The 16,555-nt window shown below is 74.7% G+C and carries 17 protein-coding genes; 10 read left to right on the top strand and 7 right to left on the bottom strand.

Going from position 1 to position 16,555, the window contains the following annotated elements; all coding sequences use genetic code 11:
• Positions 1–59: 59 nt before the first annotated feature.
• Positions 60–1,217, top strand: a complete 1,158-nt coding sequence (locus FHR36_RS29635; protein WP_253802141.1) for an acyl-CoA dehydrogenase family protein — start codon at positions 60–62, stop codon at positions 1,215–1,217.
• A 146-nt stretch (positions 1,218–1,363) separates the two neighbouring features.
• Positions 1,364–3,049: a class I adenylate-forming enzyme family protein gene (locus tag FHR36_RS29640; RefSeq protein WP_253802143.1), complete on the top strand. Its 1,686-nt coding sequence runs from the start codon at positions 1,364–1,366 to the stop codon at positions 3,047–3,049.
• Positions 3,050–3,053: 4 nt separating this feature from the next.
• Here FHR36_RS29640 and FHR36_RS29645 read toward each other — a convergent pair whose 3' ends face one another.
• A complete protein-coding gene (locus tag FHR36_RS29645; protein WP_253802145.1) occupies positions 3,054–3,332 on the bottom strand; it encodes a hypothetical protein in 279 nt (92 codons plus the stop codon).
• 149 nt (positions 3,333–3,481) lie between these two features.
• Between FHR36_RS29645 and FHR36_RS29650 the strand changes: the two genes are divergently transcribed.
• Positions 3,482–3,814: a cupin domain-containing protein gene (locus FHR36_RS29650; RefSeq protein WP_253802147.1), complete on the top strand. Its 333-nt coding sequence runs from the start codon at positions 3,482–3,484 to the stop codon at positions 3,812–3,814.
• On the opposite strand, the gene FHR36_RS29655 is transcribed toward FHR36_RS29650, so the two are convergent.
• On the bottom strand, positions 3,811–4,392 hold the full coding sequence (locus FHR36_RS29655; RefSeq protein WP_253802149.1) for a TetR/AcrR family transcriptional regulator: 582 nt from the start codon (positions 4,390–4,392) through the stop codon (positions 3,811–3,813). The genes FHR36_RS29650 and FHR36_RS29655 overlap by 4 nt on opposite strands.
• Before the next feature lie 98 nt (positions 4,393–4,490).
• Between FHR36_RS29655 and FHR36_RS29660 the strand changes: the two genes are divergently transcribed.
• The 5 genes from FHR36_RS29660 to FHR36_RS29680 all read left to right on the top strand — a co-directional run bounded on the left by FHR36_RS29660 (position 4,491) and on the right by FHR36_RS29680 (position 8,293).
• Positions 4,491–6,065, top strand: a complete 1,575-nt coding sequence (locus FHR36_RS29660) for an MFS transporter (protein ID WP_253802151.1) — start codon at positions 4,491–4,493, stop codon at positions 6,063–6,065.
• Positions 6,066–6,385: 320 nt separating this feature from the next.
• Entirely contained in the window at positions 6,386–6,745 is a 360-nt protein-coding gene (locus tag FHR36_RS29665) for a YidH family protein (RefSeq protein ID WP_253802153.1), read from the top strand.
• Positions 6,742–7,068 carry a DUF202 domain-containing protein gene (locus FHR36_RS29670; RefSeq protein ID WP_253802154.1) on the top strand — a complete coding sequence of 109 codons (327 nt, stop codon included), beginning with the start codon at positions 6,742–6,744 and terminating at the stop codon, positions 7,066–7,068. The genes FHR36_RS29665 and FHR36_RS29670 overlap by 4 nt, the downstream gene beginning before the upstream one ends.
• Positions 7,069–7,269: 201 nt before the next feature.
• Entirely contained in the window at positions 7,270–7,542 is a 273-nt protein-coding gene (gene tatA, locus FHR36_RS29675) for a Sec-independent protein translocase subunit TatA (protein WP_253802155.1), read from the top strand.
• Between the two features lie 217 nt (positions 7,543–7,759).
• Positions 7,760–8,293: a potassium channel family protein gene (locus FHR36_RS29680; protein WP_253802157.1), complete on the top strand. Its 534-nt coding sequence runs from the start codon at positions 7,760–7,762 to the stop codon at positions 8,291–8,293.
• A gap of 10 nt (positions 8,294–8,303) precedes the next feature.
• Here the strand turns inward: FHR36_RS29680 and FHR36_RS29685 are convergent, their stop codons facing one another.
• The 5 genes from FHR36_RS29685 to FHR36_RS29705 all read right to left on the bottom strand — a co-directional run bounded on the left by FHR36_RS29685 (position 8,304) and on the right by FHR36_RS29705 (position 14,776).
• Positions 8,304–9,851: a protein kinase domain-containing protein gene (locus FHR36_RS29685; protein ID WP_253802159.1), complete on the bottom strand. Its 1,548-nt coding sequence runs from the start codon at positions 9,849–9,851 to the stop codon at positions 8,304–8,306.
• A 45-nt stretch (positions 9,852–9,896) separates the two neighbouring features.
• Positions 9,897–12,044 (bottom strand): bifunctional polysaccharide deacetylase/glycosyltransferase family 2 protein, encoded by a 2,148-nt coding sequence (locus tag FHR36_RS29690; RefSeq protein ID WP_253802161.1) that lies wholly within the window; start codon positions 12,042–12,044, stop codon positions 9,897–9,899.
• The gene (locus FHR36_RS29695) at positions 12,044–12,535 is read right to left on the bottom strand and encodes a hypothetical protein (RefSeq protein WP_253802163.1); all 492 of its coding nucleotides are present in this window, start codon (positions 12,533–12,535) and stop codon (positions 12,044–12,046) included. The genes FHR36_RS29690 and FHR36_RS29695 overlap by 1 nt, the downstream gene beginning before the upstream one ends.
• 574 nt (positions 12,536–13,109) lie before the next feature.
• Positions 13,110–14,033 (bottom strand): hypothetical protein, encoded by a 924-nt coding sequence (locus tag FHR36_RS29700; RefSeq protein WP_253802165.1) that lies wholly within the window; start codon positions 14,031–14,033, stop codon positions 13,110–13,112.
• On the bottom strand, positions 14,030–14,776 hold the full coding sequence (locus FHR36_RS29705; protein WP_253803191.1) for an RNA polymerase sigma factor: 747 nt from the start codon (positions 14,774–14,776) through the stop codon (positions 14,030–14,032). Before FHR36_RS29705 ends, FHR36_RS29700 begins: the two co-directional genes overlap by 4 nt.
• Positions 14,777–14,954: 178 nt before the next feature.
• Between FHR36_RS29705 and FHR36_RS29710 the strand changes: the two genes are divergently transcribed.
• Both FHR36_RS29710 and FHR36_RS29715 read left to right on the top strand, forming a co-directional pair.
• Positions 14,955–15,650 carry a hypothetical protein gene (locus tag FHR36_RS29710; RefSeq protein WP_253802167.1) on the top strand — a complete coding sequence of 232 codons (696 nt, stop codon included), beginning with the start codon at positions 14,955–14,957 and terminating at the stop codon, positions 15,648–15,650.
• 157 nt (positions 15,651–15,807) lie between these two features.
• The gene (locus FHR36_RS29715) at positions 15,808–16,503 is read left to right on the top strand and encodes a tyrosine-protein phosphatase (protein ID WP_253802169.1); all 696 of its coding nucleotides are present in this window, start codon (positions 15,808–15,810) and stop codon (positions 16,501–16,503) included.
• The last annotated feature ends 52 nt before the right edge of the window (positions 16,504–16,555 follow it).

Below are 16,555 nucleotides of genomic sequence, written 5' to 3' on the forward strand. Positions count from 1 at the left end.
CGAAGCTACCGACGATTAACTTGTGGGGCGATCAGCGGCTGCAGGAAGGGAGCGCCACCGTGCGCCGTAGCGTGTACACCGAGGACCACGAGGCGTTCCGGGAGACCATCCGGGACTTCATCGCCAAGGAGGTCGTGCCGGTCTACGAGAGCTGGGAGGCCGACGGCCACCCGCCGCGCGACTTCTACCGCAAGCTCGGCGCCCTCGGCGTGTACGGCATCGAGGTGCCCGAGGAGTACGGCGGCGCGGGCGAGACCGGCTTCAAATACCAGGCGGTGGTGGTCGAGGAGTGCGCCCGGGCGGGCGTCACCTTCGGCTCGTCCGGTGTGCACACCGGCCTGGTGCTGCCCTACCTGCTGGAGTACGCCAACGAGGAGCAGAAGCAGCGCTGGCTGCCCGGCTTCGTCTCCGGCGACATCATGACGGCGATCGCGATGACCGAGCCCGGGGCGGGCTCCGACCTGGCCGGCATCACCACCACCGCCAAGCTCTCCGAGGACGGCACCCACTACGTCCTCAACGGCGCCAAGACCTTCATCACCGGCGGCGTGCTGGCCGACCTGGTGCTGGTGATCTGCCGCACCGCGCCGTACGACCCGGCCGACCGCCGCGCGGGCCTGTCCATCCTCTGTGTGGACACCGCCTCCGACGGCTACGCGGTCGGCCGCAAGCTGCAGAAGATCGGCCTGCGCACCTCGGACACCGCCGAACTCTCCTTCAGCGACGTCAAGGTGCCGGTGGAGAACCTGCTCGGCCAGGAGGGCCGGGCGTTCTCGTACCTGACCCACAACCTGGTCCAGGAGCGCCTGGCGATCGCGGTGGGCGCCTACGCGGCGGCCGCCGCCGCGGTGAACTTCGCGGTGAAGTACGTGAAGGAGCGCAAGGTGTTCGGCCAGGCGGTGGCCGAGTTCCAGAACACCAAGTTCACCCTGGCCGACTGCCAGGCCCAGGTGCTGGCCCAGCAGGCGATGGTGGACCAGTCCCTGGAGCTGTACCAGAGCGGCGGGCTGACCGTCGCCGACGCCGCCGCGCTGAAGCTGTTCTGCACCGAGTCGGCCTCCCAGGTGATCGACAAGTGCCTCCAGCTGCACGGCGGTTACGGCTACATCCTGGAGTACCCGATCGCCCGCCTCTACACCGACAACCGGGTGTTCCGGATCTACGGCGGCACCAGCGAGGTGATGAAGACCATCATCGCCAAGTCCCTCGGCCTGTAGGGACGGCAGAACGCGCGACGGTCCGGCCCCCCACCGGCCGGGCCGCCGCGTCCCCCACCCGGCAGCGGGCCGGGCCCCCATCGGCCCGCTGCCGGAGCCGCCGCACGACCGCCGCCCGAGCCGAGCCGCCGCACCGAGGGACGCCCATGACCACCGCCGCGCACGCCCTGACCACCCGGGTCCAGTCCGAACTCCGCGCCCCGGGCGCCGCGTTCGAGGTCGAGCCGGGCGACCGGGGCCCGGTCTACGTCCACGGCCCGCGCACCCTGCGCGAATTCCTGGACGCCACCCGCGCCCACGGCGAGCGGGTCTTCCTCGCCGCCGGTGCCACCCGCTGGACCTACGCCGCCCACCACGCGGCCGCCGCCGCCCTCGCCCACCGCTACCTGCACCACTACGGCCTGCGGCCCGGCGACCGGGTGGCCGTCGCCATGCGCAACCTGCCCGAGTGGCAGATCGCGTTCTGGGCCGCCCAGACCGCCGGACTGGTCGCCGTCCCGCTGAACGGCTGGTGGCAGCGCGAGGAGTTGGCGTACGCGCTGGACGACTGCCGGCCCGGTCTGATCGTCGCCGACCGCGAACGGGCCGACCGGACGGCCGACTGGGCCGCCGCCCACGGCGTCCCGGTGCTGACCGTCGGGGTACCCGACGCGCCCGACCGCTTCGAGGACCTCCCGCTCACCGGCCTGGCCGCCCCCGCGGTGGAGATCTCCCCCGACGACGACGCCACCATCCTCTACACCTCGGGCACCACCGGGCAGCCCAAGGGCGTGGTGGCCACCCACGCCGCCTGGTGCACGGCCGCCACGACCGCCCGCTACTTCGCCGCCACCACGCTGCTCTGTGCGGGCGGCGACCCGACCGCACCGCCGCCGCAGACCACGCTGCTGACCTTCCCGTTCTTCCACGTCGCCGCGTTCACCGCGCTCCTGCCGCTGATGGCGGGCGGCGGCACCGCCGTCCTGCTGCCCAAGTGGGACGCGGCCGCGGCGCTGCGCCTGATCGCCGAGCACCGGGTCACCACCTACGCGGGCGTGCCCACCACCGCGCTGGGCCTGCTGGCCGCCGCCGAGGCGGCCGGGGATGCGCTGCCCGACCTGCGCCTGATCGGCACCGGCGGCGCTGCCGCCCCGGCCGACCTGGCCCGCCGGATCGACCGCGCCTTCGGCGGCCGGGTGGGGTCGCGCAACGGCTACGGCCTCACCGAGACCTGCGGCGGCGTGACCGCCAACGTCGGCCCGCGCCACCGCGAACAGCCGGACTCGATCGGGCGCCCCGCCCCCGCCGTCGAGGTCCGCATCGCGGGCCCGGACGGCGAGCCGCTGCCGGACGGCGCGGTGGGCGAACTGCGGCTGCGCGGCCCGGCCCTGTTCCGCGGTTACCGCGGCAACCCGCAGGCCACCGCGGCGGCGCTCACCGACGACGGCTGGCTGCGCACCGGCGACCTGGCGTACCTGCGCGACGGCGAGGTGTACGTGGTCGACCGGCTCAAGGACCTGGTGATCCGCGGCGGCGAGAACGTCTACTGCGGCGAGGTCGAGGGCGTGCTCACCGACCACCCGGAGGTGGCGGACGCGGCCGTGCTCGGCGTCCCCCACCCGGAACTCGGCGAGGAGGTGGCCGCCGTGGTCGTCCTGCGACCCGGCTCGGGCCTGGACGCGGACGGCCTGCGGGCGCACGTCGCCCGCAGGCTGGCCGCGTTCAAGGTGCCGGCGCACGTCTCCTTCCGGACCGAGCCGCTGCCGCGGAACCCGACCGGGAAGCTCCTCAAGCGCGAACTGCGCGGGAGCCTCCGGCCGTTCGACGGGACGGAGGCCGGCGCGACCGGCTGAGTGGTCAGTTGGCCGAGACCTGGCCCTCGTTGCGCCACGCCTCCAGGCCGGCCAGCGAGGCCGCCCGGGCCTGGTTGATGGCGCGCTGCGCCAGCTCGGTGGGCGGGGTGTCCATCTGTCGCACCCATGACCGGCCGGCCGAGGCCAGGGCCCCGAACACCATGACGGTGCCGGTCATGCCCATGATCGCGCCGACACCGGTGAGAACCGCACCCATGGCCAGCATGGGACGGTTGACCTGGAACCCGGAGAACCCTGCGGTGAATTTCTGAATGGTCGCCATGGATCCACGATCGGCCCGCTCCGTCCGGCCCGCACCTCGGGCGGCGACGCGCTAACCCGTGCGCGTGGTCCAGCGCGCGGAACGGGCCGCCGCCCGCCTAGGGTCGCGGCGGGGGCTCCCACCTGCCCGGCCCGACCGAGGAGACCGCGATGACCGAGCCGACCCGCATCAGCCTCGACGCGCTCGCCGACGAGCACGCCGCCAAGGCGGCCGACAGCCCGCACGGGCGCAGCGCCCACCTGCTGCTGCACGACGGCGTCCTGCGGCAGACCGTGATCGCGCTCACCGCAGGCTCCTCGCTGGACGAGCACAACGCCCCGGTCGCCGCCAGTCTCCTGGTGCTCCGCGGCCGGGTCTCGCTCACCGTCGCGGGCAAGCGCCAGGAGGTCGCCGCCGGCGAGCTGCACACCATCCCGCAGGACCGCCACGGCCTGCTCGCCCACGTCGACTCGGTGGTGCTGCTCACCGCGGTGACCAACTAGTCCCGCTCGTTGAGGGCGGCGGCGATCCGGGTCAGTCCGGCCAGGTAGTCGGCGCCGGTCGGGGCCTGGGCGGGGTCGATCAGCCACTGGCCGGCCAGGCCGAGCAGCAGGGACTGGTAGAAGGTGCCCTTGGCGAGCTCCTCCGGGGTGTCCTCCAGCTCGGTCCGGCCCTGGAAGAGCATGGCGAGCCCGAGCCGCCCCATCTTCTGCACCTCCGCGAGGCGCTGCCCCAGCTCCGGCAGGTGCTCGATCTGCGAGACCACCTCGAACTGCATCGCCCACAGCCCGCGGTGCTCCGCGAAGCTGGCCGCCACCGCGTCCCACGCCCGGACGAACCGCTGCTGCGGGTCGGCGACGCCCGCGGCCTCCGCCAGTGCCCGGCGGATCGAGTCGCCCCACTCCCCCACCGCCTCGATCAGCGCCTGCATGAGCAGCGCGTCCTTCGAGCCGTAGTGGTAGCCGATCGCGGCCAGGCTGACGCCCGCGCCGGAGGCGATGTCCCGGGCGGTGGTGCGCCCGTAGCCCTTCTCGTACACGCAGCGCTTGGCGCTGGCCAGCAGATCCTCGCGATTTCCCATGGGAGCGATGCTACGCGGGGACATGGACAAACGTATCGCACAATCGAGTGAGACGCTTGTACTAGACAGCCGTGTGACACATCCGTACAGTCATCCCCATGACCGCAACCAACGGCCTCGCCGGCCGACGCGAGTGGGCGGGTCTCGCCGTCCTGCTGCTGCCGACCCTCGTCCTCGCCATGGACATGGGCGTGCTCTTCTTCGCCGTCCCCTTCATCGCCACCGACCTGCACCCCAGCGGCACCCAGCAGCTGTGGATCATGGACATGTACTCCTTCCTGCTGGCCGGACTGCTCATCCCGATGGGCGCCCTGGGCGACCGGATCGGGCGCCGCAAGCTGCTGGTGGTGGGCAGCGCCGGGTTCGCCGCCGCCTCGCTGGTCGCCGCCTACGCGGACGGGGCCGGCCGGCTGATCGCCGTCCGCGGGCTGCTCGGCGTCTTCGCGGCGGTGTTCGGCCCGTCCACGCTGGCGCTGGTCCGCACCACCTTCCGCGACCCGGGGCAGCGCCGGGCCGCGATCGGCGCCTGGAGCGCCGTGATGATGGCCGGCGCCACCCTCGGCCCGGTGGTCGGCGGCCTGCTGCTCGACCACTTCTGGTGGGGCTCGGTCTTCCTGGTCGCCGTCCCGGCCATGCTGGTGGTGGTCGTCGCGGCCCCGCTGCTGCTGCCCGAGCAGCGCACCGAGCGGCGCGGCGGACGGTTCGACCTGCCCGGCGCGGCGCTCTCCATGGCCACCGTGCTGCCCGTCGTGTACGGCATCAAGACCCTCGCGGTGGACGGCTGGCACCCGCTGCCCGCCCTGGTGCTGGCGGCCGGCCTGCTGATCGGCGCCCTGCTGGTGGTCCGGCTGCGGACCGCCGCCGACCCGCTGATCGACCTCGGCCTGTTCCGGATCCGCACCTTCAGCGGGGCGATCACCGTCAACACCATCGCGATGTTCGCGATGATGGGCTTCACCCTCTTCACCTCGCAGTACCTGCAGCTGGTCAAGGGCCTCAGCCCGCTCGCCGCCTCGCTGTGGGCGCTGCTGCCGAGCCTCGGGGTCGGCGCCGCCGTCGGCACCTTCGGCGCGCTGGCCGGACGGGTCCGCCCCGCGACCCTGCTCACCACCGGCTTCCTGCTCAGCGCGGCCGGGTTCGTGCTGATGACCGCGGTCGGCAAGGACAGCCCGATGGCGGTGGTCCTGGTCGCCGCCGGGGTGATCGCCGCCGGATCGGTCGGCACCATCACCATCACCGCCGACATGGTGGTCTCCGCCGCCCCCGCCGAGCGGGCCGGCGCGGCCGGCGCCACCTCGGAGACCGCCCAGGAGCTGGGCAGCTCGCTCGGCATCGCGATCCTCGGCGCCGCCGGCGCCGCGGTCTACCGGGGCCGGCTGGACGGCGCCCTGCCCGGCGGGCTGACCGGCGACGCCGCCGGCGCCGCCAAGGACACCCTCGGCGGGGCGGTCACCGTCGCCGCCCACCTGCCGGGCGACGCCGGCCGGCAGCTGCTCTCCGCCGCCCGGATCGCCTTCACCGACGGCATGCACGTGGCCGCCGTGGTCGGCGTGGTCTTCATGGCGGGCGCGGCGCTGGCGGCCCACCGCCTGATGCGACACCTGCCGGTGGCCGTACCCGCCACCGCCCCCGCCGCCGAGGACGACCGCACCGCCGTCCCCGCCGCCGCCTGACCCCACCAGCCCGCCCACCGCGCAGGTCACCGCAGCCCCGGCCGACACCCGTCGCCGGGGCTGCGCGCTGCCCGCCCGGCTCCGCCGGTGACGCCACCGCCACTGGCACCGGCCGCGCCGCCCCGACTGCCCGACGCCGCCCCCGACGGAGCTCCGCTCGGCGCGCAGCCCGTCCGCACCACCCGCCCCGAGGGCAGCACCGATCGGCCCGGAGCTGCGCCGACCCACCGGAATCCGACACCGGCACTCCGTCTGGGACGGCGGTCACGGCGGCAGGTTCCGTGGTGCGGGGGCCGGTGGCGACGCCTAGGGTCGCTGTCATGGCGGAGCGTGATGGCCGAGGGGACGAGGAGGAGCTCGACTACCGGTTCTCGCTGGCCAACGAGCGCACCTTCCTGGCGTGGATCAGGACCGCCCTCGCGCTGCTGGCCGGCTCCATCGCGCTGGACCAGCTGACCCCGGAGCTGGCACCCGCGCCGGTGCGGACGGCGCTGTCGGTGGTGCTGGCGCTGGGCGGGGCGGGCCTGGGGGCGGCGTCGTACCGGCGGTGGCTGCGGGTGGAGCGGGCGATGCGCTCCGGCGAGGCGATGCCGTACACCCGGATCATGCTGGTGCTGACGGTGTGCGTGGCGGTGGCGGCGGTGGTGTTCTCGGTGCTGATCATCGGCTGGGCGCGGTGACGGGCGGCCGCCGCCGGGATCCCGGCCTGCAGCCGGAGCGGACGTTGCTGGCGTGGAGCCGGACGGCGCTGCTGCTGGCGGTGAACGCGCTGCTGATCCTGCGCAGCGGCCTGCTCGGGCAGCAGCCGGGCCTGGCCGCGCTGGGCGGGGTGCTGGCGGGTGCGGCGGCGTGGTTCCACTGGTACGGGACGTGGCGGCGGCGCCGGCAGCTTGGACGTCCGTCGGTGGTCGGCCACGGCCCGGTGCGGGCGATGGCGCTGGTGGTGCTGCTGGTCGCGGCGGGGAGCGCGTGGGCGGTGCTGCTCGGCCCGTCGCCCCGCTGACCCGGTCGCCGGCCCCACCGAACCAGCCGAATGGTCCAGACCACATGGCGAGGATCGCCGGTATTTCCCCAGCTGTTTGCCGGCGGGTGTGTACGTTCACCGATAAGGCCAGGCATACTGGCCAAGGTCGGGCTCCTTCGCCCGGCAGGCACGCACGACGTACCCACGACGAGAACTCCGCGAAAGGACCGGTGGTCAGGGATGTTCCGTAACGGTTTTGAGCCCTGGCACCTCATCATTGTGGTGGCAGTGCTCGTCCTCCTCTTCGGCTCCAAGAAGCTGCCCGAGATGGCCCGCGGGCTGGGCAAGTCGATGCGCATCCTGAAGGCCGAGACCAAGGCCCTGCGCGAGGACGACGCCCCCGCCGACGCCCAGGCCGGCACCGCGCAGTCCACCGAGCAGCCCCGTCAGGCGGTCGAGCCGACCGTCGTGACGAAGGCCACCGAGGCGCCGAAGCCGACCACCACGGCCTGACCGCGGATTTTCCGGAGCCGCCGGTCCGTCAGTTGACGGGCCGGCGGCTTTGTCGCTCCCCCGCCACGGTCGGGTGGCCGCCGGTTCCACCCTGGCGTCTCCTGGTAGGCACCTGACCGCCGACCCCGGAGGCGCGGATGTCCGATCCTGCCGAAGCCGCAGGCGGCGACGAGATCGGCGACCTCCGCCGACGGATCGCCGGACTGGAGCCCGCGCCGTGAAGCTCCTCACCACGAAGCGCCGGGCCGGCGATCCGCTGAAGGCCGTGGTGATGCTGGCCGTGCCGCTCGGGGTCATCCTGGCCTGGTTCCTGATCCCGCTGGGCTACTTCGGGCCGGAGCACCCCCTGGTCAGCTGGATGGTGTTCATCATCGCGCTGGCGCTGCTGGCGATCGGCCTGCTGCGGGCGATCCAGCGGGAGCTGCTCGACCTGCCCGGCAGGCCGGCGCTGACCATCGTGCTGCTGCTCAGCTGCGCGCTGGTGCTGTTCGCCACCTGCTACCTGGGGATGGCCAGGAACCCCAACGAGTTCCCCGGCCTGACCACCAAGGTCGACTCGCTGTACTTCACGGTGATCACCATGTCCACCGTCGGGTACGGCGACATCCACCCGGTCGGGCAGGCCGCCCGGGTGGTGGTGATGCTGCAGATCCTCTACACCCTGGTCTTCCTGACCGCGGGCGGCGCCGCCCTCTCCCGCCGGCTGCGCGTGCAGGTCGAGAAGCGCGGCACCGAACGCCACCGGCACTGAGCCGGGGCCGTCAGTCGTTCTGGGCCTGGGCGTGGACGACCGCGATCAGGCCGGCCAGGCGGGCCTGCCAGTTGGCCAGGGTGCCGCCGTCGACAGCGTGCTTCTTCTGCAGGTCCTTGACCAGGCGCTGGGCGGCGAGCAGCCGGCTCTCGGCGGCGTCGGAGTTCTTGTCGGCGACCGCCTGGGTGGCGTCGTCGAGCAGCCGGGTGAGGTCGTCCTGGCGGTCGCGCTCCCGGCCGAACTGGGCCTGCGCCACGTTCGCCCGCAGCTGGGCGATCTGGGCGGCCACCGGCCCCTTGCCCGCCGAGGCGCTCGGGCTGGCGCTGGGGCTCGCCGAGGGGGAGGGGCTCACCGGGGCGGCCGCGGTCGGCGACTGGGCCACGACCGAGGCGGCGGGGGCGGCGGCCGGCTGCTTCGGGGTGCTCGGCCCGTTGAAGGCGAAGGCGGCGATGGCCGCGCAGCCCGCGATCACCGCGATGCCCGCGCCCGCGTAGACCAGCGGGTTGCGGCCGCGCCGCGGCTCGTCCCGGTACGGCTCGTAGCGCTCCTGCTCGTCCATCGGGGCCATCGAGGGCAGCGGCGGCAGCACCGAGGTGCGGTGCTGCTCCACGTACGGCTGCTCGGCAACCTGCTGCGCGCCGGTCGCGGGCGGGAAGCCCGGCGGGGCGGCGACCGGCGGCAGCACCTGGGTGGCGGAGGCCAGCAGCGCGCTGGTGCGGTCGTCGGGGGCGGCCGCGGGGAGGGCGGCGAGCAGCTCGGACATCGCCCGGGTCGCGTCGGCAGGACGGTCGGCGGGGTTCTTGGCGAGCAGCCGCAGCACGGCCGCGTCCAGGGCCGCAGGGACGTCGGGGCGGTGGGTGGAGACCGGTGCCGGGTACTCAGTGACGTGCTTGAAGGCGATGGCGACCGGGGTATCGGCGGTGAACGGCGGGGCGCCGGTGAGCATCTCGACCAGCACGCAGCCGACCGCGTACAGGTCGGCCCGGCCGTCCACCTCGGGGGCGGCGGTGGCCTGCTCCGGGGAGAGATAGGCAGCGGTGCCGAGGACGGTGGCGGTCTGGGTGAGCTGCTGGCCGCTGGAGGAGTTGGCCCGGGCGATGCCGAAGTCCACCACCTTCACGCCGCCGTCGTTGGTGATCATGATGTTGCCGGGCTTGATGTCCCGGTGCACCAGGCCCTGCGCGTGGGCGGCGGCCAGCGCCTCCAGCACGGCGGCGGCGATGCCGACCGCCCGCTCCTTGGGCAGCGGGCCGCTCTGGGCGATCAGCCGGCCCAGGGTGATGCCGTCGACCAGCTCCATCACCAGGTACGGGGAGCCCTGGTCGACGCCCGAGTCGAAGACGGTGACGATCCGCGGGTGCACCAGCAGGGCCGCGTGCTGGGCCTCCCGGGCGAAGCGCTCGGCGAAGCGCGGGTCGTCCGCGAGCCCGCCGTTCAGCACCTTGACCGCGACCGGGCGGCCGAGCTGCCGGTCCACGCCGCGGTGGACCGTGGCCATGCCGCCGACGCCGAGTATCTCGCCGAGCTCGTAGCGCCCGTTCAGCGCGCGTCCGATCACCGGGTGCTCCCCTCGCATCTGTCGGCCATCCGTGAACGATAGCGGTCATCCGCCCGCGACCGGCGGCGGGACCTGGAGGGTGCCGTAACGCTGCATGCGCTGCCAGCGCAGACGGGAGCCGGCCAGCGCGGTGCACACGGACTGGATGACCACCAGGTACATCAGCTGGCGGTACACGACCTGCTGGAGCGGCAGCGTCCACAGCGGGCCGAGCCGCTCGCCGTCGAGCCGGAAGGCGTAGACGGCGGTGGCGGCCTGCAGCGCCTGGAAGGCCAGCCACAGGCCGATGATCCGGACCGGGTCGAGGAAGGCCAGTCCGTACAGGGCGAAGACGTCCACCACCGGGCCGAGCAGCGGCAGCAGCACCTGGAAGACCAGCAGGTAGAGCAGCCCGCGGCGGCCCAGCTTGCCGGACTGGCCGCGCTGGCCGAGCGCCCCGCGGTGCTTCCACATCGCCTGCAGGGTGCCGTAGCACCAGCGGTAGCGCTGACGCCACAGGGCGCCGAGCGAGGCCGGCGCCTCGGTCCAGGCGCGGGCCCGCTCCTCGTAGACCACCCGCCAGCCGGCCCGGCACAGCGCCATGGTCAGGTCGGTGTCCTCGGCCAGGGTCTCCCCGGCGACCCCGCCGATCCGCAGCAGCGCGGAGCGGCGGAACGCACCGACCGCGCCGGGGACGGTGGGCATGCACTCGGCCAGGTCGAACAGCCGGCGGTCCAGGTTGAAGCCGACCACGTACTCGATGTGCTGCCAGCGGCCGAGCAGCCCGCCCCGGTTGACCACCTTGGCGTTGCCGGAGACGGCGCCGACCCGGCGGTCGGCGAAGGGCTGCACCAGCATCCGGACGGCATCCCGCTCGAAGACGGTGTCGCCGTCGACCATCACCACGAGTTCGGCGCGGGCGTGCCGCAGGCCGTTGTTGAGCGCGGCCGGCTTGCCGGCGTTGGCCTGCCGGATGACCCGGACGTACGGGAGGTTCAGGGATTCGACGAGGTCGGCGGTGCCGTCGGTGGAGCCGTCGTCCACCACGATCACCTCGACCGGGTGGTCGGAGGCCAGCAGCGAGCGGACCGCCGCCTCGATGCCGGCGCGTTCGTTGTACGCCGGGACGATCACCGAGACCGGCTCGGTCACCGGCGGCCCCCAGCCCCTGCGCCGCAGGCGCTTGTGGCGGCGGGCCGCCACCACCAGGGCGACCATCCGCAGCAGGCCGATCGCGCCCGCGCCCCAGAGCAGCCAGCCGAGCACGGTCAGCACCCAGTCGCTGGTGGTGAGGGCGCCGAGCAGCGCCAGGCCCTGCCAGTGGTCGGCGGTGGTGGCGGGGTGCTGGACCTGCGGCAGGCCGGTGGCCTCGCCGACGGTGGCGAAGCGGAAGCCGGCCGCCTTGAGCTTCGGCAGCAGTTCGGCGAGCGCGGCCACCGTCTGGCTGCGGTCGCCGCCCGCGTCGTGCATCAGCAGCACCTGGCCGTCGGCCGACTTCGGGGTCGCGTTCGCCACGATCGCCGGGACGCCGGGGCGGCGCCAGTCCTCGCTGTCCAGGGTGGTGAGCACGGTCAGGTAGCCGGACCTCGAGGCGTCCTGCAGCGCCGACCAGTCGGCGTCGGTCAGCGCGTCGTTGCCGGAGGAGTACGGCGGGCGCAGCAGCGAGGTGGTGGTGCCGGTGGCGCCGGCGAGCGCCTGCTGGGCCTCGCGCAGCTCCAGCGAGCGGCGCCACGGCGCGGCCTGCGCGAGGTTGGCGTGGGTGAAGGTGTGGATGCCGATCTGGTGGCCCTCGGCGAGGATCCGCCGGGCCAGCTCGGGGTGGTCGGCGACCTGGGTGCCGACCACGAAGAAGGTCGCGTGCACCCCTTCGCGCTTCAGCACGTCGAGGATCTGCGGGGTCCAGTGCGGGTCCGGGCCGTCGTCGAAGGTGAGGGCCAGGGTCCCGGCGGCGGGCCGGGTGGTGCGGCCGGTGGCGGCGTCGATCACCGGGCCGCCGTCCCTGACCTGCGCCGGGACCGAGCCGTTCGCGCCCTGGCTCGGGGCGGCGCCGTCGGCCTCGGTGCCGAACATGTGCCGGGTCCAGCCCTGCAGCAGCAGGGCGGACGTCAGGGTGAGGACCAGGACGGACAGCAGCAGCCAATGGGTGCGCAGCGGGACCTGGCGCACCAGGCCGCGGCGGCCGCGGCGGGCCCGGGAGCGGACGGGGGTGGTCATCAGGGGCTCTTGGTGGGCTTGTGGGAGTTCGGGGAGCTCGGCTTGCCGTGGCCCGGGGTGGGCGGGGCGGCCGATGTGGGGGTGCCGGTGCCGGGCGCGGTGGTCGACTCGGCGGCTCCCGGGCCGGTCGGCGGGGCGTCGGTGGCGCGGTGCGTCGTGGGGGCGGCGGCGCGCCGGGTGGCGGCCGGGGAGGCCGCAGGGTCGGGCTCGGCGGCCTGCGACGGCTCGCCAGGGGCCGCACCGGAGGGGGTGTCGGCACTCTGGGCGGGCGGCTGGGGCAGGAACGGCGCGTGCACCGCCGGTCCGCCGAGCAGGTTGCTGGCCAGCAGGACCAGGTAGCCGGCGGCCGGGACGGCGAGCAGCCGGCCGGCCCGGCGGACCCGGCGCTGGCGCCGTCCGGAGGCGTCGACGAAGACCGGCGGCAGGGGTGCGGCGACGGTCCGGTCGGGGTGGGTCGCGGGGTCGAGCTGCGCCGTGTCGTCGATCACCATGGGTCCGGGGGTTCGGAGGTCGGAGGTCGCCGGGCGGTGCGGTTGGGCGGGGCTGCGGCGGGGCCGGGTTCGGCGGTCGGATGCTCGCGGAGCCGGGCGGACGGTGGACACGGGGGAATCCACCGGCCGTCCGGGCTCTCGTCGCCGCCCTCGGGGGGCGATCCGGATGGGCGGGGGACCCGGGGGAGTACCTCCACCCATCCGGAGCATCACCGGACGGTCGGTGGACACGGGGGAATCCACCGGCCGTCCGGAGCTCTCACCGGACGGTCGGTGGACACGGGGGAGCCCACCGGCCGTCCGGAGTACTTCACCGGGCGGTCGATGGGCACGGGGGAACCCATCGGCCGCCCGGAGCCTTGGTGTCGCCGCTGGGCGGCGCTCCGGTCGTGCGGGCCCGCGGCCGGGTGCTGTCCGGCCGCGCGCCTCGCGGGTACTGCTGCGCACGTGTCGCCACGCGCGTACCGCTCACGCGTGCTGCCACGCGCGTCCTGCCCGCGCGGGTCGCCCCGCGCGTCGCTTCACCGGTCGGGCGATGGGCCCGGGGGGTTTGCCCACCGCCCGACCGGAGTCGTCACCCCCCGCTGCCGCTCCCGCCGGCCTTCTGGTCGGCGGTCGGCGTGGGGGACTTCACGGTGCGGCCGCCCTTGGTGTCCTCGGGGCTCGGGCTCGCCTTGTCGTGGCCGTTGCCCGAGGTCCCTCCGGTGGAGCCGCCGGAGCCGCTGCCGTCCTTGCCGGCGGGCAGGGTGGCGCAGTAGGCGGCCACCTTCTCCGCCCCGCCGGCCTCCTTGAACAGCGGCTGGAGGTTCTGTTCCGCGGCCAGGTCGCGGGCCTTGGCGCCGCTGCCGAGCCGGTCCTGGACGATCTTGCAGAGCTTGGCCAGGTCCGGCACGTCGCCCGCGCCGGTGCCCTTGTCGGAGGGCTTGCCGCTGGCCTCGTCCCCGGGTTGGGACGAGCCGTCACCGGCACCGGGCGAGGCCTTGGCGCCACCCGAGGCCACGCCGCGACCGGACGGGTCGCCGGCGCCGCCGGTGGAGCCCGCCGAGGCGCTGCCCGACCTGGTGGCGTGCCCGGTCGGACCGGCCACCACCGGGGTGTCGTTGCCTCCGCCGCCACCGCCGAGCACCGTCGGCAGATTGCCGGTGGACGCGGCCACGGCGACACCGCCGACCGCGGTGGCGGCCAGCGCGGCGGCGAGGGCCTTCGCGCTGAAGGCCCGCGCGAGCGCGGTGTCCGCCATCGTTCGTCTCCGGTGCTGTCGTGCCGTCGGCCTGGTCGCTGTGCTGTGACGAGCCGCCCGGAACGCGGCCATCGCCTGTTCCTCCCCGGGCAGCGGGCTCCCGGCCGGGGCCGCGTCCGCCTTGGCGGCGGCGAGCAGCTCGGCGAGGGCCGTCTGTCCGGTGAGGGAGGCCTGACCGGCCTCCGAGCCGACCGCGCCGCCGCCGAGCAGTCGCTCGGCCGCGTGTCGGTCGATCCGGCGGGATCGGTTGGTGCTCATCTCATGTCCTTCAGCGTCGCGGCCCGCGCGGGTGTCACACCTTGCGCAGAACTTTTTTTCGCGGCCTCGTGGTGCGGGTTCGAGCGGGGTATGCCGGCGGCCGCTCCGCCGGTGTGCTCCAGCACCTTGGCGAGCCGGCGCAGCCCGCGGTGGGCCGCCATCCGGACGCTGCCGGCCCGCTTGCCGAGGACCCGGGCGGCGGTCTCGGCGTCCAGCTCCAGCACCACCCGCAGCAGCACCGCCTCGGCCTGGTCCTTCGGCAGCCCGGCGATCATCGCCAGCGCGTCCGACGTGGCCACGGTGGACATCGCCGCGTGCGCGGTGTCCTCGGCCGCCGCCAGCTCGGCGAGGTACTCCTCGGGTATGTCGGCGACCGGCCGGCGTCTCTGTTTGCGCAGGTGGTCCATGGCGCGGTTGCGGGCGACGGTGGCGGCCCAGCCGCGGAAGCCGTCCGAGTCCCCGGAGAAGCCAGGCAGGTCGCGGGCTATCTGCAGCCACGCCTCCGAGGCGATGTCCTCGGCGTCCTCCGCCCGGCCGCCGACCAGCACCCGCAGATAGCGGAGCAGGCCCGGCTGGACGGCCCGGAACAGGGTCCGGAACGCCTCCTCGTCCCCGTCGCGAGCGGCCTCGACGGCCGCGGTGAGGTCGACCCGCCGGTCGGGCGGGTGCCCCGGTCCTGTCGGGCGGCCGACTTCGTCGTCGTCGCCCGCCCCGTGGAGTTCAGCACTGTGCACCCGCCACATGATGCGCCATACGGGGGATGTCACCGGGCCGGGACCAATGTCCTGACAGCCGCTGACATTCGCCCGCAGCGGTCGGACGTGTCCGAAACCTACGTTTTAGGGGTACATCGACACCTTTTCGACAACCGGACGCCGGCCGGACACCGACCGGCCGCCCGGGCAGGAGGACGCAGCGCGCATGACGAGTGCTCGGGAGCTGTTCGACCGGGGCATGCGCGACCACTTCGCGCCGGCGCTGCGGGCGATGGGCCTCACCGGGTGGCGGCACTCCTTCTCCGTCCCCGACCCGGCGCGCTGGGCCGTGCTCGGCGTCCGGGCCGAACCCGGCACCCACGGCCGGAGCGTCCGCTACACCCTCAACCTCAGCGTCACCGCCAAGGCCGCCTGGGACGGGCGGACGATCCGGCCCGACGCCAACGCCGTCAGCGGCCTGGAGAGCTGGCGGGCGCCGATCGGCGACCTGCTGCCGGTCGGCGGCGAGGTGTGGTGGGAGGTCGGCCCCGGACCGCGCTGGCTGGTCGCCGTCGAGGACTCGATCGCCGCCGTCCGCCACTACGGCCTGCCCGAACTGCTCCGCCGGCTCACCGCCACCCCCGACACCTACCTCTCCCCCGCCGAGCTCGACGGCGTCAACACCGCCCTCGCCGACGCGGCCGTCGCCCGCATCCAGCGGGCCGAGCTGGTCGGCGGGTGCCTGCTGCTGCACGGCGCGTGGCAGCGGGGGGACCGGGTGGCGCGACGGGTGCTGGAGGGTACGGCGCGGGGGTTCCTGTCGGCGCGGGACGAACGGTTCGCGCGGGTGCGGGTGCTGGACACGCTGGGGCGGGATCTGTGGGCCTTCGGAGAGCTCTTGGCGGAGGAGGGACACCACTAGGGACGCGAGGAACTGCGCGACCAACCATCCGGTGCGGACAGTGCATGGCCGGTCGCGCAGTTCCTCGCGCCCCTGATGGTGGAACCGCCGAGTGCACAGGGACAGTCCTCGTACCAAGGGGCCGCGGGGGTCCGAGGGGGAAAAAGGGGTGTGCGGGATGAGTGACGACCGTCGGCTGGTCTGGGACGGGTGCCTCAATGTGCGCGACCTCGGGGGGTTGCCGACGGTGCGCGGGGAGGTGACCCGGCAGGGGCGGGTGGTCCGGGCGGACAACCTGGACCGGCTGACCGCCGAGGGCTGGGCGACGCTGCACGCGTACGGGGTGCGGACGGTGGTCGACCTGCGCAACGAGGAGGAGTACCGGCCGCTGCTCCCGCTCCCGGAAGGGGTGTCGCTGGTGCGGGTGCCGCTGGACGAGCTGGCCGGCCCGTCCTGGTGGTCGCGGTTCGGCGGGCTGGACGGAACGCCGCTGGCGTTCCGCCCGTACCTGGACCACTGCGCCGACGCGGTCGCGGCCGTGGTGGCGGCGGTGGCGCAGGCGGGCCCCGGCGGGGTGGTGGTGCACTGCGGTGCGGGCCGGGACCGGACCGGGCTGGCGGCGCTGGTGCTGCTGGCGCTGGCGGGGGTGACGGCGGACGCGATCGCCGCGGACTACGGGCTGAGCGCTGACAACCTGCGTCCGCTGTGGCCGATGCTGGGGCGGCCGGACGAGCAGGGGGAGATCGAGCGGGTCCTGGCGGACGCCGGGACGACCGCCGAGGAGGTCCTGCTGGAGGTGCTGGCGGAGTTCGACCCGGCGGGGTGGCTGCCGGAGGAGGACGTCGTGGCGGTCCGCGCGCGGCTGGTCGGCTGACGGTTCGTCCGGCGGCGGCCCGGCGGAAAACGGTTCGCGGACGTGCGGCGGC

This window comes from Kitasatospora cinereorecta (genome assembly GCF_024172095.1).
Taxonomy (GTDB): Bacteria; Actinomycetota; Actinomycetes; order Streptomycetales; family Streptomycetaceae; genus Kitasatospora; species Kitasatospora cinereorecta.

What these genes read in the sequence shown, in the direction of transcription:
- FHR36_RS29640 (WP_253802143.1), top strand. Translation starts at nt 1,364, where the DNA reads ATGACCACCGCCGCGCACGCCCTGACCACCCGGGTCCAGTCCGAACTC.
- FHR36_RS29645 (WP_253802145.1), bottom strand. Translation starts at nt 3,332, where the DNA reads ATGGCGACCATTCAGAAATTCACCGCAGGGTTCTCCGGGTTCCAGGTC.
- FHR36_RS29650 (WP_253802147.1), top strand. Translation starts at nt 3,482, where the DNA reads ATGACCGAGCCGACCCGCATCAGCCTCGACGCGCTCGCCGACGAGCAC.
- FHR36_RS29655 (WP_253802149.1), bottom strand. Translation starts at nt 4,392, where the DNA reads ATGGGAAATCGCGAGGATCTGCTGGCCAGCGCCAAGCGCTGCGTGTAC.
- FHR36_RS29660 (WP_253802151.1), top strand. Translation starts at nt 4,491, where the DNA reads ATGACCGCAACCAACGGCCTCGCCGGCCGACGCGAGTGGGCGGGTCTC.
- FHR36_RS29665 (WP_253802153.1), top strand. Translation starts at nt 6,386, where the DNA reads ATGGCGGAGCGTGATGGCCGAGGGGACGAGGAGGAGCTCGACTACCGG.
- tatA (WP_253802155.1), top strand. Translation starts at nt 7,270, where the DNA reads ATGTTCCGTAACGGTTTTGAGCCCTGGCACCTCATCATTGTGGTGGCA.
- FHR36_RS29690 (WP_253802161.1), bottom strand. Translation starts at nt 12,044, where the DNA reads ATGACCACCCCCGTCCGCTCCCGGGCCCGCCGCGGCCGCCGCGGCCTG.
- FHR36_RS29695 (WP_253802163.1), bottom strand. Translation starts at nt 12,535, where the DNA reads ATGGTGATCGACGACACGGCGCAGCTCGACCCCGCGACCCACCCCGAC.
- FHR36_RS29700 (WP_253802165.1), bottom strand. Translation starts at nt 14,033, where the DNA reads ATGAGCACCAACCGATCCCGCCGGATCGACCGACACGCGGCCGAGCGA.
- FHR36_RS29705 (WP_253803191.1), bottom strand. Translation starts at nt 14,776, where the DNA reads ATGTGGCGGGTGCACAGTGCTGAACTCCACGGGGCGGGCGACGACGAC.
- FHR36_RS29710 (WP_253802167.1), top strand. Translation starts at nt 14,955, where the DNA reads ATGACGAGTGCTCGGGAGCTGTTCGACCGGGGCATGCGCGACCACTTC.
- FHR36_RS29715 (WP_253802169.1), top strand. Translation starts at nt 15,808, where the DNA reads ATGAGTGACGACCGTCGGCTGGTCTGGGACGGGTGCCTCAATGTGCGC.